Origin of the sequence: Pedobacter sp. GSP4, assembly GCF_051857575.1 — a bacterium.
Taxonomy (GTDB): domain Bacteria; phylum Bacteroidota; class Bacteroidia; order Sphingobacteriales; family Sphingobacteriaceae; genus Pedobacter.
Window position 1 is genome coordinate 100,561 of record NZ_JBPZIR010000002.1, and the last position, 16,391, is coordinate 116,951.

The 16,391-nt window shown below is 38.4% G+C and carries 12 protein-coding genes; 3 read left to right on the plus strand and 9 right to left on the minus strand.

Annotated elements, in window-relative coordinates; genetic code table 11:
- Positions 1–75: 75 nt before the first annotated feature.
- The 4 genes from ACS5PU_RS03975 to ACS5PU_RS03990 form a co-directional block, all read right to left on the minus strand.
- Positions 76–1,236 (minus strand): PAS domain-containing sensor histidine kinase, encoded by a 1,161-nt coding sequence (locus ACS5PU_RS03975; protein WP_439457979.1) that lies wholly within the window; start codon positions 1,234–1,236, stop codon positions 76–78.
- Positions 1,237–1,524: 288 nt separating this feature from the next.
- Positions 1,525–1,965, minus strand: a complete 441-nt coding sequence (locus ACS5PU_RS03980; RefSeq protein ID WP_439457980.1) for a VOC family protein — start codon at positions 1,963–1,965, stop codon at positions 1,525–1,527.
- Positions 1,966–2,112: 147 nt separating this feature from the next.
- On the minus strand, positions 2,113–2,958 hold the full coding sequence (locus ACS5PU_RS03985) for a hypothetical protein (protein WP_439457981.1): 846 nt from the start codon (positions 2,956–2,958) through the stop codon (positions 2,113–2,115).
- A 182-nt stretch (positions 2,959–3,140) separates the two neighbouring features.
- A complete protein-coding gene (locus tag ACS5PU_RS03990) occupies positions 3,141–3,341 on the minus strand; it encodes a KOW motif-containing protein (protein ID WP_439457982.1) in 201 nt (66 codons plus the stop codon).
- 203 nt (positions 3,342–3,544) lie between these two features.
- On the opposite strand from ACS5PU_RS03990, the gene ACS5PU_RS03995 reads away from it, so the two are divergent.
- The 3 genes from ACS5PU_RS03995 to ACS5PU_RS04005 all read left to right on the plus strand — a co-directional run bounded on the left by ACS5PU_RS03995 (position 3,545) and on the right by ACS5PU_RS04005 (position 7,149).
- The gene (locus ACS5PU_RS03995) at positions 3,545–6,001 is read left to right on the plus strand and encodes a TonB-dependent receptor (protein WP_439457983.1); all 2,457 of its coding nucleotides are present in this window, start codon (positions 3,545–3,547) and stop codon (positions 5,999–6,001) included.
- A 364-nt stretch (positions 6,002–6,365) separates the two neighbouring features.
- Positions 6,366–6,806, plus strand: a complete 441-nt coding sequence (locus ACS5PU_RS04000; RefSeq protein ID WP_439457984.1) for a PaaI family thioesterase — start codon at positions 6,366–6,368, stop codon at positions 6,804–6,806.
- Positions 6,807–6,906: 100 nt separating this feature from the next.
- On the plus strand, positions 6,907–7,149 hold the full coding sequence (locus ACS5PU_RS04005; protein ID WP_439457985.1) for a hypothetical protein: 243 nt from the start codon (positions 6,907–6,909) through the stop codon (positions 7,147–7,149).
- An 82-nt stretch (positions 7,150–7,231) separates the two neighbouring features.
- Here ACS5PU_RS04005 and ACS5PU_RS04010 read toward each other — a convergent pair whose 3' ends face one another.
- The 5 genes from ACS5PU_RS04010 to ACS5PU_RS04030 form a co-directional block, all read right to left on the minus strand.
- Positions 7,232–8,509, minus strand: a complete 1,278-nt coding sequence (locus tag ACS5PU_RS04010; protein ID WP_439457986.1) for a nucleoside recognition domain-containing protein — start codon at positions 8,507–8,509, stop codon at positions 7,232–7,234.
- A 248-nt stretch (positions 8,510–8,757) separates the two neighbouring features.
- On the minus strand, positions 8,758–11,613 hold the full coding sequence (locus ACS5PU_RS04015) for a prolyl oligopeptidase family serine peptidase (protein WP_439457987.1): 2,856 nt from the start codon (positions 11,611–11,613) through the stop codon (positions 8,758–8,760).
- A 430-nt stretch (positions 11,614–12,043) separates the two neighbouring features.
- Entirely contained in the window at positions 12,044–13,837 is a 1,794-nt protein-coding gene (gene yidC, locus ACS5PU_RS04020; RefSeq protein WP_439457988.1) for a membrane protein insertase YidC, read from the minus strand.
- Between the two features lie 20 nt (positions 13,838–13,857).
- Complete coding sequence (locus ACS5PU_RS04025; RefSeq protein WP_439457989.1) at positions 13,858–15,474, minus strand: CTP synthase; 1,617 nt, start codon at positions 15,472–15,474, stop codon at positions 13,858–13,860.
- Positions 15,475–15,625: 151 nt separating this feature from the next.
- Positions 15,626–16,387, minus strand: coding sequence for a GLPGLI family protein (locus ACS5PU_RS04030; protein WP_439457990.1), 762 nt, complete (start codon positions 16,385–16,387; stop codon positions 15,626–15,628).
- Positions 16,388–16,391: the final 4 nt, after the last annotated feature.

Here is a 16,391-nt window from a genome sequence, read left to right on the forward strand (position 1 = left end):
TTTTTGTGTTGTACAAGGCAGAATAGAGATAATGCTTTCTAATTTAACTAATTATGCCCAAAAAAACAGCTGAAATTATTTTTTTGCCTTGATTTCAAAAGTAAAAATGGAACCTTTGCCCAAATCACTTTCCACGGTGATTTTGGATCCATGCAGTTCCATAATTGAAGAGGCGAGATATAGGCCTATACCAAAACCACTAATGAGCTTAGTCTGTTCAGAGGTAATCCGGTAAAACTTTTGGAACATATTTTTTTGGTCTTCTACCGAAATGCCAATACCATTATCCTTAATGCCAATTAAAAAAGTATCATCTTGTTTGGTGCATGAGATGGCTATTGGGCCTCCTTGTGGCGAATATTTCTGCGCATTACTAATTAAATTGGTGAGCACCAATGCTATTTTTTCTGCATCGCCATATGCCAAGGCTTCTTCTTCACCGTCGTATATCAATTCGTGTTTCGAACTCGTAATGGCCGCATCGGCCATACAGTTTCTAATCAGTGGAGCCAGGTCAAAACTGTCCATTTCCAATTTCATGTGCCCGTCTTCCAGTCTGGAGATATTTAGGAAATCCGTGATAATGCTTTCCATTTTTTTAGTCTGAAATTCGGCCCGTGATAGCGCATGACTGATCTGCGCCTGTTTTTCGCCTCTTGCCTTATGCAGGGCAACCTGAATGTATGAGCGCAAAGATGTGAGTGGTGTTTTTAATTCATGGCTAACAAAACCGATAAATTCATCTTTCTTTGTTTCGGTCTGTTTTCGTTCGGTAATATCCCGCGCAATTTTCGAAAGGCCTATCACTTTGCCCGAGCCATCTTTAATGGGCGATATGGTGAGCGATACGTGGATGAGCGTTCCGTCCTTTTTCATCCTTACGGTTTCGAAATGGTCAACCCGTATTCCGCTTTTAAGTTGACTAAGAATTTTCGGTTCTTCATCATGTCTATCAGTAGGGATAATCTTGATGATGGATTGTCCGATCATTTCTTCCGGCTTATATCCAAATATCCGCACCGCGGCTTCATTCCAGCTTGTTACAATACTTTCAAGATCTTTACTGATAATGGCATCGTCAGAACATTCAATAATCGAATTTAATATGGCATTCTTTTCTTCGGCAACCTTCAGAGCTATGTTTAAGCGCTTTAATAATTCGTTATCCAGCTTAAGATCGGACTTTTCCTTTTCTAAATCTCTAATTATCTCCGCAATCTCCGTAGATGCTTTCATGTTCGTTTTGGAATATTTAATGAATGATATTTAACTTCTTTACCGCTCGGATAAATGATAAAAGAACATTGGCGCCCTAAAAAATATCTACGATGTTGAATGAAAAATATTAAAGAACCAATATAGCGTAATTCCCCATAAAAAAGTATAGAATAGAAAATCTGGATATTTTCCGTATACAATTCTTATTGATATGGCCTATAAAGATCGAAGCAGCTGGTTTGTAGCCAAATGGATGGAGCAAAAAAGAGGCGATAGTTAACAGCCTCTTTTTTGTAAGGATACGAACTACATTTGTGGGTTTTCATCAAAATTAACCATCCAGTTGATGCCAAATTGATCCGTAAACATGCCAAAATAAGCACCCCAAAAAGTTTTGTTCATTGGCATGGTTACCTTTCCACCAGCAGATAAGCCATTAAAAAGGCGATCTGCCTCTTCAGTGCTATCAGTATTGATGGAAATGGCAAAGTTATTGCCTTCGGTAACTGCAGGTCCGAAAGCCTCAGCAGTATCGCTGCCCATTAATATGGTTTCTTTACTGATGGGAAGAGAAACGTGCATAATTTTTTCTCCATCTTCTGCTGATAAAGGCGCGCTGCCTTCTGCAGGAGGCATATCTTTAAATTTACCGATGTAAGGAAATTCGCCTCCAAAAACGGATTTATAAAAGGTAAATGCAGCTTCGCAATTACCGTTAAAAGTAAGGTAAGGATTAATTGATGCCATAATTTATTTGTTTGTGGTTTAAATATTGTATTCTGCTAAAAGACGTGTTTTTGTTCTATTTTGGAATATAAAATTAAGATAAAAATAGCAAGTTAAATATGCATTTTACCCACAATTTTATACTGGAACATTAAGCTGCACCGCTGATCAATTGATCTCGGGCATTTTAATTTTATAGGTGTTTTCGAGCCTTTTAATGCTTTGCTGGTTTTCGCTAGTATACTGTTGAAGAAGGTTCAGCTGTGTTTTAAGATAGCTTGATGCGAAATAGAAGGAAACAAATTTTCTGATCTTATCGCCCAAAAACAGTTCAATTAAAATTAACGTAACCAAAAAGAAGAGATGACCAGTAAGTAATGAATGGCCCTGTTTGGTACTTAAAATACCAATACTACTGGTTAAATAATCGATGATAAGGGGAATACCCAGGATTGGTAAGAGCGTAAAAAGGTTAACCTTTAGTTTTAGTTTTTTTTCAGTGGCTTTAATCTGGCTGATTTTAGCTTTCACATCAATTTTTTCCGAAGTTCCGTTCTGTGCTTTTTGCTGGTTTAACTTTTCCTGCTGTTTACCATACTCTATATCGATTTCCCTCACATGGCTAATGAGGGCAGCTTCGGCCTGGTTTAGTTTTTCTTGGTCGGCAACAATTAACTCTTGCTCTGTAATAAGTTTTTCCATAATCAGCAGATCATCTGGAATACCCCTCGATAGTTTTTGTTCTGCCGCTACAATCCGGTTATCGAGCAGTTTAAATTGTTTCTTTAATTCTGCAAGTTCGCCATCCCAATGCGATTTTTTTAGTTCGTAATCATTTTTGATCCGCTGTGCAGAGGCAAGGTGTTCAAATTTGCCCAATGCCTGCTCATTTAATTCAAACCGCTGGTATAAATTGGTAAGTACAGAAAAGTGCTCTTGAATAGATTTATCCTTGTTGGCAAGTTGATCCTCAAATACTATTAAATCTGCTTCTGAAAGCGGGGTTACGGGCATATTAGGCATATTGATGCTAAAATTATAAAAATTATGGCACTTGTGGCCACCTACACCTTTACTTAAATTGCTTATGACATTACATTTAGACTCAGTATGTCTTTAAAGCCACTTTTATAACGGTATGGCAGTAGTTTAATTTTCTAAATCTGCCTTTTAATTTTTAATCGAACCTTTACTGATTATTTGCTTGGAGCCACAACCTTTACGTTTCTTCCCAACGTTTTAAAGCGTACTCCATTTTCCTGTTCAACCGTAATGGTAATATGACCGGTTTTGCTGGTATTGATATCCCGTACAGTGCCCGATTTACCTTTATGTGTGCCACCAATCACCAAACATTGGTCGCCATCTTTTAAATTTTTAGCTGTATTATTATCCATAGCGGCTTTATTGAGTTTGAAACTAATATATCAATTCTTTTTATAGGTTGTGCTTTTTTCATTTGCCAGATGAGGTACGACTGTGATTTGATAATTCATTTTAATTTTTTTACAGGCTTTAAATATTATCTAAAAAATATATTTGATAAGTATAAAATTAAATTTAGATTTGTCTAAATTTATATTTAGACAAATATCATTTCATGAGAGCGCTTTTACTTCTTATAGCCTTTGTTTTTATCAGCCTGGCATCCAATGCGCAGCAAGCTGTGCTAAAGGGTACCGTAACTTCAAAAACCAATCCGACAGAAAATATCACGGTTAAAATACTGGTCTTAAACAGATCAACCAAATCAAATCCAGCCGGTGCTTATCAGTTCAACAACATTCCATCTGGCAATTACGATGTTTTATTTTCGGGAGTGGGGCATCAGAGCAAAAAACTTAAAGTAACGGTTAAGAACGACACTACCGATCTGAATGTAGAATTATCCTTAATGGAATCAAACCTGAGCGATATTGTAATTACAGGTGTAAGCCGTGCAACAGAACTGCGCAAAAGTCCGGTGCCCATTGCTGTACTTTCCAAAAAAAGTATGGATCAGCATGTAAATACCAACCTTATCGAAGCCATTGTTAAAGGTGTGCCCGGGGTTACCGCCGTTACCACCGGACCGAATGTTTCTAAACCTTTTATACGTGGCCTGGGCTACAACCGGGTTTTAACCCTTTACGATGGTTTGAGGCAGGAAGGGCAGCAGTGGGGCGATGAGCATGGCATAGAGGTTGATGAATACGGCATTGCAAGGGCCGAAGTGGTAAAAGGACCAGCGAGTTTAACATACGGCTCGGATGCACTGGCGGGCGTAATTAATATGATTCCGTATAACCCCGATTTTGAACCTGGAAAACTGAAAGGCGATTTTACCACCAACTATCAGAGCAACAATGGTATGATCGGCGCCTCACTTGGTTTGGCCTATATTCAAAACGATTGGAAATTTACACTCAGGGCAACCGGAAAAACAGCACATAATTATGAAAATAAGATCGATGGACTGGTTTACGGAACAGCTTTTAGGGAATACAACCTATCGGCCAGTGCCCGCGTGGATAAACATTGGGGCTTTTCTAAAACGGCCCTAACATATTATGATAATTTAATGGAAATTCCGGATGGGAGCAGAGATTCTTTAACCAGGAAATTTACCCGGCAGATTTTGGATGATGGAGATGATATTAAAAATAGACCCATTGTACCAGAAAGCGATTTAAATACCTACTCCATTAATCCCTTACATCAACACATTCAACATTACCGCTTTTACAATACCAGCCAGTTCAAATTTGGAAACAGCGATTTAAACCTGTTGATTGGCGGACAGCAAAGTGTGAGGCGAGAGTATAACCACCCAACCTTGCCCAGCCAGGCCGGACTTTACGTTGTATTGAATACCTTTAATTACGATATTAAATACAACCTTCCCGATTTTTCGGGTATAGAAAGCACCATTGGTGTAAATGGAATGTACCAGGGGAACAGGAGTAAGGCCGCTACCGATTTTCCGATCCCAGATTATGATCTTTTTGATATTGGCGCCTTTTATTTTGCCAAAAAAACAATGGGCAAGGTTGATGTTTCGGGCGGGGTCAGGTTAGACCGCAGAAATATCAATTGGAACGATTTTTTTGTAGGTACCAATCCGCAAACGGGTTTTGGCAAGCAGGTTAACCAAACAGATCCGACCGGGAACCTGCAGTTTCCTGCTTTTAACAAAAACTACTACGGCTTATCCGGAAGTTTAGGCTTAACCTATAATATCTCTGAAAAACTGTTGATCAAAGCCAATATTGCCAGGGGATACCGTGCACCGAACATTACCGAAATAGGCTCAAATGGTTTAGATCCCGGTGCGCATATTGTTTATCTGGGTAACCGAACCTTTAAGCCAGAGTTTAACCTTCAAGAGGATATTGGCATTATTGCTTACCTTAAAGATGCCGATATCAGTGTCGAACTGTTCAATAACAACATTCAGAATTACATTTACCAATCGCGTTTAACAGATGCGAGCGGAAATCCAGTGGTAATTGTACCGGGTAATTTAACCTACCAGTACCAGCAGAGCAAGGCACGTTTGTATGGTGCAGAGCTTACCGTTAATCTTCATCCTTCCACATTAAAATGGTTAAGTTTTAATAACAGTTTGGCTTATGTAGTCGGATTAAACCAAAATAAAGCCCTATTGGATAAACATGGTGATAAGGCTAAATATTTACCATTTATTCCACCTTTGCAGCTCCGCACAGAAATAAAAGCCACCGCACAGCAATCGATGGGGGTTTTTAGCAAACCTTATATTAAAGTTGATGCCGCGGTTTCAGCCGATCAAAATAAATTTTATGAACTGGATGATACTGAAAGCTTTACCAAAGGTTATACATTGATTAATGCGGGGATAGGATCAGCCATCAAATCAAAAAATGGTAAAGTACGCTGCGATATCTTTCTTCAGGTAGATAATATTTTTAATGTGGCCTATCAATCTAACCTGAATAGATTAAAATACTTTGAATATTACAGTGCTTCGCCCAACGGACGGTCGGGCATTTACAATATGGGCAGAAATATGAGCTTTAAGGTTATTGTACCGTTTTAAGGATGGAAGATGTAAGAGGTGTGAAAGGAGATGGATAGCATTGAGTTAAAATGAAGAAGGAAAAAAATTAAATCCCATATCACATTTTACTTCTTCCATCTATCCTTGTTTAGGGTTTATTGTTTCGTTTTAGGAAATGGGAGGTATATGTATATCTTCCATTTCCTTTTATATCAATGTAACCCTTTATGGCAAACCTCTCCTACTAAGAACAAGTAGCAAGTATCAAGTATCAATTTGGAGAATCTTGAGCAATGGACTTTCATCCCCATCATCCATCTTACATTTTCCATCTCATATTATACTTCCAAACTTTTCCCTATTTTTACTTCATCCATCTTACATCACAACACCTTACATCCATATGGAAGCATCTTTAAGTGAGCAGCGGTTAGATTTCTTAAGGCAATCAACCGGAAAAGTAATTACCTCATCGCCATCTAACTTTATGAACTGGCTTGCACCTGTTTTGGTAAAGGCAGAATATGGCGTGCTGGTTTGCCGGTATACCATCCGAAAAGAAATGACCAACCCTTACCAGATTTTGCATGGTGGTGTAACCGCAGGGATTATTGATGATTTAATTGGCGCTACCGTTTTTACCATGGGTTTAAATGAGCGTTATACCACCGTAAACAACTATATTGATTATTTTGCACCTGCCAGTGAAGGCGATGAAATAGTTGCAGAAACCGCTATTGTGAAGAAAGGAAGAACAATATTAAATCTTCAGTGCGAGATATTTTTACCTGCAAAAAAACGTTTAATAGCTAAAGGCTATTCCAATATGTTAAACATAGGTTAAGCTTTCTTTAACGGTAGTAATAAAATTTGTTGATTCCTTAAAATTAACAAAACATTCTCGTTAACAAAGTGTTATAAATTAACCAAAAATATAATGAGCCATGTTAGAAAACTATTCAACCCTGCAATTCATTGTTAGAGGCAAAATTTTTAAAGGATTTTGCATGCGTATTCAAGATGATTTTCATGAAACTTACGCTGTTGTTTTAGATGGTTACCATTCATTTTGTATCTGGTTAGATAATAAAAGTGAAAAATGGTGTGCATCCAAAAATGTGGCGATTGATCCCGATGCCATAGACGAAATTATCAGTAGAATTTCATTGCCAGCCCAGTTGTCGTAAATCTATCTTTAATTTATTTTATTATAATGCAAAAATGCCTGCAGGAGATGATCTTGCAGGCATTTTTTATCGTAGGTGTTTATTAACCAAAAAACATGTAACAGAGTGTAATAGCGGTTATAATACCAACTAAATCTGCCAGTAACATGGCGCCAACGGCATATCGGGTGTTTTTAACAGCTACTGAACCAAAATAAACAGCAATAACATAAAAGGTGGTATCAGATGAACCTTGTAAAATAGCTGCTAAACGACCTGGGAACGAATCTGCACCATGGATATTCATCGTATCAATCATCATCCCGCGTGCACCGCTTCCGCTCAAGGGTTTAATCAGCGCTGTTGGAATACCATCAATGAAGCGGGAATCTAAATTTAATGCCGTGCACAAACTTTTAAGTCCATCAATTATAATGTCGAAAGTGCCACTGGTACGCAGAAGGCTTATGGCAACCAACATGCCAACCAGGTAAGGTATAATCCTGATTGCCGTATCAAAACCACCTTTCGCACCATCTACAAAACTTTCAAAAATATTTATTTTCTTATACAAGCCACCCAATATAATCAGAAAGAAGATCAGGAGAATTAAACCATTGCTCAATATTCCTGAAAAGGATTGTAATTCTTTAAGGTTTAAAGTGGTTAAATAAACTACCAAACCACCGATTAGCGTTGATAAGCCCAAAACCCAAGCCAGGATTACTGGTTGAAAAACATTTATTTTTTGTTTAAAAGAAACAATAAACATAGCCGCCAAGGTAGCCACAAAAGTAGCAATCATACAGGGTACAAAAATATCAGTAGGATTAGCTGAGGGAATTTTTAAAGATGCCCTAGCCGCAATAATGCTTACCGGTATCAAAGTTAAACCCGATGCATGCAAACATAAAAACATAATTTGCGCATTGGAAGCTACATCTTTTTTAGGATTGAGCTCTTGCAAACTTTCCATTGCTTTTAGTCCAAATGGGGTTGCAGCATTATCCAAACCTAAAAGATTTGCCGAAAAATTCATCACCATATGTCCCGTTGCGGGGTGCCCCTTTGGGATTTCGGGGAAAAGTTTAGAGAAAAATGGCCCCACAATTCTGGATAACAGTCTGATCCCGCCTGCATTTTCGGCTATGGTCATAAACCCCATAAACAAAGCCATAATGCCAATCAGTTTTAAACAGATGTCTACAGCCCCTAAACACGTTTCGATAATGCCATTGAGGTGCAGCGGGTTCAAAGGATCATCGGCCTTACCAATCACCATCCAATTAAAAATATCGCTTTGCCCGAAGAAAAAACATTTAATACACGCTACTACAATAGCTACAATAATAAATCCCGACCAGATTCTGCTTAATGCCATTTAATTTGTTTAGTTTTTTTGATGCGTGAAAATAGCTTTTTTAACCGAGAGTTCATAGGGGGATAGTCTGGAGTTGAGATTGGCGTTAGGAATCTATTGCGATTGCCATATTTATCTTGTGGAGAAATAAGGATAAATATGTGATCAAAAAAAAATCCATAATAATAGCTATTGCTTTATATTATGGATTTAAATTTTTTAGTTATTGCTATGGTCTCTAAACTCTCAGCTTATAACTCCAAACTCAGTTATGGTTTATCGTCGGTTAACTCAAAACCCCATGTTTTTCCTTTTTCGGTTGCCGGGATCCCGCTGGTCATCCATGCCGGGGCTTTTGCACCTTTTAAATAATAATCAAAAAACTGTTGTTCACGGATCTGGATATCTTTACGGTTTTGGCGTTGCACCAGGTTATGCGCTTCGCCATTGTAGTTTAACATCCAAACCGGTTTACCCAAACGGCGTAGTCCAGTAAACATTTCAATTCCCTGGTACCATGGCACAGCGCCATCGGCATCGTTTGCCATTACTACAACAGGTGTATTTACTTTAGGAAACATAAATAACGGAGAGTTTTCGATGTACAGTTCTGGTTTCTCCCAAAGGGTAGCGCCAATGCGGCTTTGTGTTTTTTCGTACTGGAACTGACGGTTCATACCGCTTTCCCAACGGATACCACCATATGCAGAAGTCATGTTGGCAACAGGTGCACCAGCCCAAGCGGCCGCATACATATTGTTCTGCGTAATTAAATAGGCCACCTGATAACCGCCCCAGCTTTGTCCCTGGATACCGATTTTACTGCCATCTACCCAGCTGTTTTTCTTTAGGTTTTCTACCCCAGAGTTGATATATTCTACAGCCGATTGGCCTGGATGGCCAGTTTCGTAGCTGATATCCGGAGCAAAAACCAGGTATCCATTGCTAACAAAATATGAAATATTTAAACGCGATGGCGTAGGTGCAGGTGGCTGGTAAGTGTACAAGCCATCAGAAAGTTTTTCGTAGAAATACGCAATCATCGGGTATTTTTTGTTCGGATCGAAATTTTCCGGCTTATACAAAATACCTTCAGCTTTATAACCTTTTGGGGTTGTCCATTTAACCAGTTCGGCAGTACCCCAGTTGTAGTTTTGTTGTTGCGGGTTGGTATTGCTTAATTTGGTTTCGGTTTTAAAATCGGTAGTAACGTAAACATTGGGCGATTCTACGTAGTTGCCCTTATCGTAAATGTAAACATCAGCATCTTTGGCTTTGGCCAGATTAGAATATTTTGTTTTAGCCATTATAACCAGTTCAGGCGCTTTTGCCGAACCCACATTGGTACGGTAAAAACCATTTTCTTTGGTAAGGTTGTTGAAACCATCTAACCAAACCAGTTCGTTGGCTTTAACAAATTTATCCGCATTTCTTTCAAATCTGTTATCCTGCTGCACCCTTTCGTATCGGAAAGTGATGCTGTTTGCCCTACCGAAACCAGCTGTAATATTTTTAGGGGCAGTTTTGCCATCTGGTGAGAACGACCAGATATCATATTTATCATTAATCAGAACAGCCTTATCACCTTCGGTCCAAGTGGCTAAACCATAAGCTGAAGGCAAATCAGGTACATCATTCTCTTCATCAACAAACTTTACGTTCAGGCCTGCCGTTAAGGTAGTTACTTTAGCTGTGGCTACCTGATACGTATTCCAGCTTCCGGCTTTTCTATCGAAGAATAAGATGTAATTACCACCAGGAGAAGCGGTTGCAAAGCCATTCAGTTTTTCGATAATTTTTTTCTTCTGGTCATTTTTGGTATCAACAAGATAGTAATCCTTAGTGGTGGAGCCGCTCCATTGCGATTCAATTCTACGGCCATAATCTGTTGAAGCCAGCACCCATTCAGCATCTCCTTCAGCCATCATTGTTGCATCTGGCAGGGTAATATCCGTTAAGGGGATTACTTTAGGGTCGCTGCTGTAAACATCAATTACCGATAAATAACTTTTTTTACTGTCTCTATCAGCATTTTTAAGCTGCATAGGCTGTAAATAATCGTCTTTATAATTCCAAACATCTACTTTGGCCACTTCAAAATCGATAATCGTAGTGTCTTTAGGCCTTTTGATCGGAGAGATGCCGAAATAAAGCTTCTTGCCATCTTTGCTGAAAGTGATTTTTCCATCACCATTAACCGACCATTTTGCAGGCAGGCCAGGCATATCAAAATCAACCAATATTTGTGCGGTATCTAAGCTTAAAGAACTATAGTAAACATTATAATCTTTAATTTCTTTCTTCTCCGGACTTTGTTCACCCACAAAGGCTACATGCTCACTCTCTTCGTCGAAAGTAAAGTTTTTAAAACTGCCTTTGCCTTTAATTAAGGTTTTAAGTGTGCCTTTATCCGTGTTCAATAAAAATACACCCTGAGGCGCTGTTTTATCTTTTTTAGATCCGCTGCAGGCAAATACAAGCTGCTTTCCGTCCTTGCTGAAATAATAGTCGGTAACGAATTTATAGGTTTTATCCGTTCCAGTTAACAGGTTTTTAACCACTAAATCGGTTCCTTCTTCAGTTTTGCCTTTTCCGGTTGGTTCATCATCAGCAAAATCCATTTCGCCATCCTTTTTTTCTGCTGGCTTTACTGCTTTTTTTGCAGTATCGGGTTTTTCTGATAAGAAAGCCATCACGCCAAATCCTTCTTCAGGGAATTTAAACGATTTTACCCTTGCTACTTTGGTTATCGCATTGGTGCTAAGGTTTGCAATGCCCAGCGAATCTTTCGGTTGCTCATCTGGCTTGGTTTTTTTAATTTTTGCCTGGCGCAGGTCTTTATTAAACGGACGGATGTTAAACGCTGCAAATTTAGAGTCGTTACTAAATTGCGCATTTGTTCCCCTTGGTATATTCAGTTTGGTATTGGTTTTAAGGTTGTTGATGTAAAGTTGTGCATCGCCTTCCTGTTGTAGAATACTGTACATTGCCCACTGGCCATTATTGGAAAGCTGCTTCGAACCTACCGATTCCCATGTATCATAAACGCTATGGTTCAATGGTTTTTTTTGTGCGTAGGCAAAGCTGACAACGAAAAACAGAATAATTGTTAGTCTCTTTTGCATTTTAAAAAAATAATTAATTTGTTGGTTGAGATTTAATCTTCTAAAATTGGAAAATTTTGTCTTATTAAGAAACTTGTATGCCAAATATACAATAAAAAAGGGATTTGGGATGTAAGATGGATGATGTAAGAGGGAGCATGGGAAAAAGCCAATAACCAATAACCAATAACCAATTTTCAATAATCAACACAAAGACCGTCATTTCAAGTTTGAATTTATTATATAAAATCAATATTATTGATAGAGATGTTAATGTGTTGAACCTCAAAAAGTACCGTCATTTCGAGCGGACCCGATAGCTATCGGGTGCAGCGTAGCCGAGAAATCTATCTCGAGATGACGATCACTTAACGCCAACCGCCATACGCTAAACCAAAAACCCCCAACCACTTTTTAAGCGATCGGGGGTTTCCTTTTATTTTAAGCTTGATTACTTTTTAGCTTGTTGTTGTTGCTGGCGCATATAATCATCTAAACGTTGTTGGAATTTAGATTTTTTCTTTTTTTCGTCAGCTGGTCTTGCTTTATTCTGTTGAATTAAAGCATGTATTTTATCATCATCAACCATTTTACGGATTAAGAACTGCTGTCCGAAAGTCATTAAGTTGGCTAAGAAATAATAATAGTTTAATCCGGCAGGGTAGCTATTTAAAACACCCAAGAAAATTATTGGCATAATATAACCAATGTACTTCATTTGGCCTGTAGCACCCGATACCTGGTTGTTAAAGTAAGTCATGATTAAGGTAGAAACCGTCATTAAAACACACATTAAGCTCAGGTGATCGCCAATGAAAGGGATTTTAACCCCGAATTTGATAAACTCATCATAAGTTGATAAATCTTTCATCCACAGGAAACTCTCGCCGCGTAACTCAAATAAGTTAGGGAAGAAGAAGAAGAAAGCCATAACCAATGGTAACTGTAATACCATCGGCAAACATCCGCCTAATGGGTTCACTCCGGCCTTTTTGTAAAGCTTTAAATATTCCTGTTGAACCAATGTTGGGTTGTCTTCACCAACTTTAGCCTTAATTTCATCCATTTCTGGCTTCAATACCCTCATTTTAGCCATTGATAAATATGACTTATAGGTAAGAGGTGATAAAGCAACCTTTAATAAGATAGTTAACACTAAAATGATTAAGCCGTAGTTCCAGCCAAAACTGTTTAAGAAATTAAATACAGGCAATACAATAAAACGGTTAATGTATTTTAAAGGCCAGTAACCCATATCAACCTGTTGCTCTAAATCATATCCCTGCGCTTTTAAAGCTGAGAATTTGTTTGTTCCGAAATAAAACTCCATTTCATAAACCTGGTTTGCAGTGTGCGCGTACGGCAATTGCATATTGGCATCATAAAACTTAACCTGACCGGGAGCTGTAGGGATTTTAACCTCTAAACTTCCTTTTTCAAAAGCTTGTTTGGCAATTAAAGAAGCCGAGAAAAAGTGTTGTTTAAATGAGAACCATTGGATTTTGCCTTTGGCTAAATCTTCTTTCTCATCTTTAGATACACTTAAGTGGTTTACATCTCCATCTAAATATTTGTAATAAGGAGCAGAGTAACGGTGTTCGCTTTCGATTGATTTTTCTTGCTGTAACAAGGTAGTTTGCCAGTTTAAACCAATGGTGGTACCAGCAATTACCTGTTGTAAGCCAACCAGGTTAACATTGAAAGCAACCTTATTGCTCAGCGCTTTTAAATCGTAAACATATTCTACGTATGCATTTGCGCCATAATTGGCTCGCATGGTAACGGTATTGCCAGTTTTGGTCGGCGTAAAATATAAATCGTTGGTGTTGATTACTTTTCCGGAAGCATTAAGGCTTAAACCAAATTTATTCTGGTTACCCTCAAATAAAATAAGCGGTTGGCCTGCAAAGGTTTTTTGCCCTTTAATTTCTACTGATGAAATTTTACCACCTTTATTGCTTAAAGTGATCAATAAGTTCTCATTCTCTAAAACTGTGCTCGATTCAGTGCCGCTGATAGCAGTCCCGAATGGACCTTTTAAGGCTAGAGAATCTACAACTGGGTTAACAACTGCAGTTTTGGTGGTATCTTTTTGTATTGGTGCAACACCAGCTTTTTTCAGAGAATCTAAACGTTCCGTTTCTTTGGCTTTTTTAATATCCGCCTCGCTGGGCTTCAAAAAATAGAATGATCCTGCCAAAATGATCATAATCAGGAACAATCCTGTAAAGGTATTTCTATCCATTATTCTTGTTTGTACTGCTTTTAATTCGTTTTCTTTTTCTTAAACTCCATCGCAGCGGCGACAAATTTAACAAAAAGTGGGTGAGGATTAGCAACTGTTGATTTTAATTCTGGGTGAAACTGTCCGCCTACGAAAAATGGATGGTTTTTAAGCTCCACAATTTCAACTAAATTGGTTTGTGGATTTATGCCCGATGCCAACATTCCGGCATCTTCATACTGCTTTAAATATTCATTGTTAAACTCGTAACGGTGACGGTGGCGCTCATTAATATGCGTTTTTCCGTAAATAGTATACGCTTTGGTGCCTTTTTTAATATCGCAAGGATAAGAGCCTAAACGCATGGTTCCGCCTTTATTGGTTATTTTTTTCTGCTCTTCCATCATGTTGATTACCGGATTAGCAGTGTTTTCTTCAATTTCTGTAGTATGCGCATCTTTTAAACCTAAAACATTACGTCCAAATTCAATCACTGCACACTGCATGCCCAAGCAAATTCCGAAGAAAGGAATATTGTTCTCACGAACGTATCTAATGGTATCAATTTTACCTTCAATACCACGGCTACCAAAACCTGGTGCTACCAAAATACCCTGTAAATGGCCCAACTTCTCTTTCACATTATCAGGGAAAATGCCTTCAGAGTGAATATACTCTACCTTAACTTTACATTCGTTTTTCGAACCGGCGTGTACAAAAGACTCGATAATTGATTTATAAGCATCAGGCAATTCTACATATTTACCCACTAATCCGATTTTTACCTCGGCAGTTGGATTTTTTAAACGCCCAAGGAAATCTTTCCAGCTTTCCATGTCCGGATCGTTTTTGGTTGGCAGCTTTAATTTCGATAAAACAGTTTTGTCCAATTGTTCTTTTAACATCAACAATGGCACATCATAAATAGTAGATGCATCCATCGATTCGACTACCGCATTGATGTTAACGTTACAGAATAGGGCAATTTTTTTTCTTAAATCAACACTAAGATGATGTTCGGTACGGCAAACCAATATATCTGGCTGGATTCCGTATTCCAATAATGCTTTAACAGAGTGCTGTGTTGGCTTGGTTTTAAGTTCGCCCGCTGCAGCCAAATAAGGTACCAGTGTTAAGTGGATAACGATGGCATTGGTACTGCCTTCTTCCCATTTAAACTGACGTACAGCTTCAATAAATGGTAAAGATTCGATATCTCCAACAGTTCCGCCCAGCTCGGTAATTACGATATCATAATCGCCGCTTTCGCCCAAAATGCGCATGTTACGTTTAATTTCATCGGTAATATGCGGTACAACCTGAACGGTTTTGCCTAAATATTCGCCTTTACGTTCTTTGTTGATTACGTTTTGGTAAATACGGCCTGTAGTAATGTTATTTGCTTGTGATGTTGGAACGTTAAGGAAACGCTCATAATGACCAAGATCCAGATCGGTTTCAGCTCCGTCTTCGGTAACAAAGCATTCGCCATGTTCGTACGGATTTAAAGTTCCTGGATCGATATTGATGTACGGATCGAATTTTTGAATGGTTACACGGTAGCCACGTGCCTGTAAAAGTTTAGCTAAAGATGCGGAAATGATGCCCTTACCTAAAGAGGAAGTAACACCGCCCGTAACAAAAATATACTTAGTCATGATTGTGATTTTTTACAACAAATGCAAATATTGTTGCTTTTTGTACGGGATACAAAGGTAAGAAAAATTATCGCCGGTTTTAGGTAGTTGACTGAATATTTTTTGCTGGTTTTAGGTGGTTGATATAGAATGTTTTACCATTCTGATAGCTCTACAATACGAAATTATAGATCTCTTTTTTGATATCTTCTATTTTTCTGGGATGCTTTTTATCGTCGTAACGCGTATAAAGATCGATCATTTTTTTTAAATCCTTTTCATTATCGGTCCTTTTTCCTTTGGTTGGAGCCGCAATTGATAAGATGGGAACATTCTTGGCCTCAACCTTGGTTGCAAACCAGGTGGTATTGTAACGGGGTATCGCTAAACCCAATATCATGCCCGGCAAACCTGTAAAACCTTCCGGGCCGCCCCTTAATAAAATCTCATCGCTGTAGAAGGCAATAACCGAAACCGTATCATTGATGATGGCGATGGATTTGCGGCATTCGTAACCTGCAATTTTGCGCACATCGTGCATAATTTTCCAGTTTAACTGCGGAATAGTGTCTTTCAGTATAAAATCTTCACCGTTAATGGGTTTTCTGATTACCCTGGTTTTCTTGCTGAAATCGGTAAACATTTCATTCGTGTTATCGCCGGAAATAAAAAAGAAAGAATTATCGCTGAGTGCTTCTTTGGGTTTTGCCCGATACACCGATAAGCTGTCGTTAAAATCATATTCCCAATTGGATGTCCGGTATTTGCTCATCTTATCTTTTGCATCATCCGATATCCAATCGTTTTCTGCAATCTGCTGTTTTTGGTTTACCTTTTTCTCAAAAGTTATTTTTGCACTTTTTATAAAAACAGTTTGCGCTTTTACCAGCACAATTGTCGAAATCAATAACAATGTTAGCCCTAAATTTTTCATGCGC

Excerpts from the sequence above, each read along its gene's own strand:
- ACS5PU_RS04010 (WP_439457986.1), bottom strand. The coding sequence starts at position 8,509 with ATGGCATTAAGCAGAATCTGGTCGGGATTTATTATTGTAGCTATTGTA.
- yidC (WP_439457988.1), bottom strand. The coding sequence starts at position 13,837 with ATGGATAGAAATACCTTTACAGGATTGTTCCTGATTATGATCATTTTG.
- ACS5PU_RS03980 (WP_439457980.1), bottom strand. The coding sequence starts at position 1,965 with ATGGCATCAATTAATCCTTACCTTACTTTTAACGGTAATTGCGAAGCT.
- ACS5PU_RS04015 (WP_439457987.1), bottom strand. The coding sequence starts at position 11,613 with ATGCAAAAGAGACTAACAATTATTCTGTTTTTCGTTGTCAGCTTTGCC.
- ACS5PU_RS04030 (WP_439457990.1), bottom strand. The coding sequence starts at position 16,387 with ATGAAAAATTTAGGGCTAACATTGTTATTGATTTCGACAATTGTGCTG.
- ACS5PU_RS03985 (WP_439457981.1), bottom strand. The coding sequence starts at position 2,958 with ATGCCCGTAACCCCGCTTTCAGAAGCAGATTTAATAGTATTTGAGGAT.
- ACS5PU_RS03995 (WP_439457983.1), top strand. The coding sequence starts at position 3,545 with ATGAGAGCGCTTTTACTTCTTATAGCCTTTGTTTTTATCAGCCTGGCA.
- ACS5PU_RS04025 (WP_439457989.1), bottom strand. The coding sequence starts at position 15,474 with ATGACTAAGTATATTTTTGTTACGGGCGGTGTTACTTCCTCTTTAGGT.
- ACS5PU_RS03990 (WP_439457982.1), bottom strand. The coding sequence starts at position 3,341 with ATGGATAATAATACAGCTAAAAATTTAAAAGATGGCGACCAATGTTTG.
- ACS5PU_RS04005 (WP_439457985.1), top strand. The coding sequence starts at position 6,907 with ATGTTAGAAAACTATTCAACCCTGCAATTCATTGTTAGAGGCAAAATT.
- ACS5PU_RS04000 (WP_439457984.1), top strand. The coding sequence starts at position 6,366 with ATGGAAGCATCTTTAAGTGAGCAGCGGTTAGATTTCTTAAGGCAATCA.
- ACS5PU_RS03975 (WP_439457979.1), bottom strand. The coding sequence starts at position 1,236 with ATGAAAGCATCTACGGAGATTGCGGAGATAATTAGAGATTTAGAAAAG.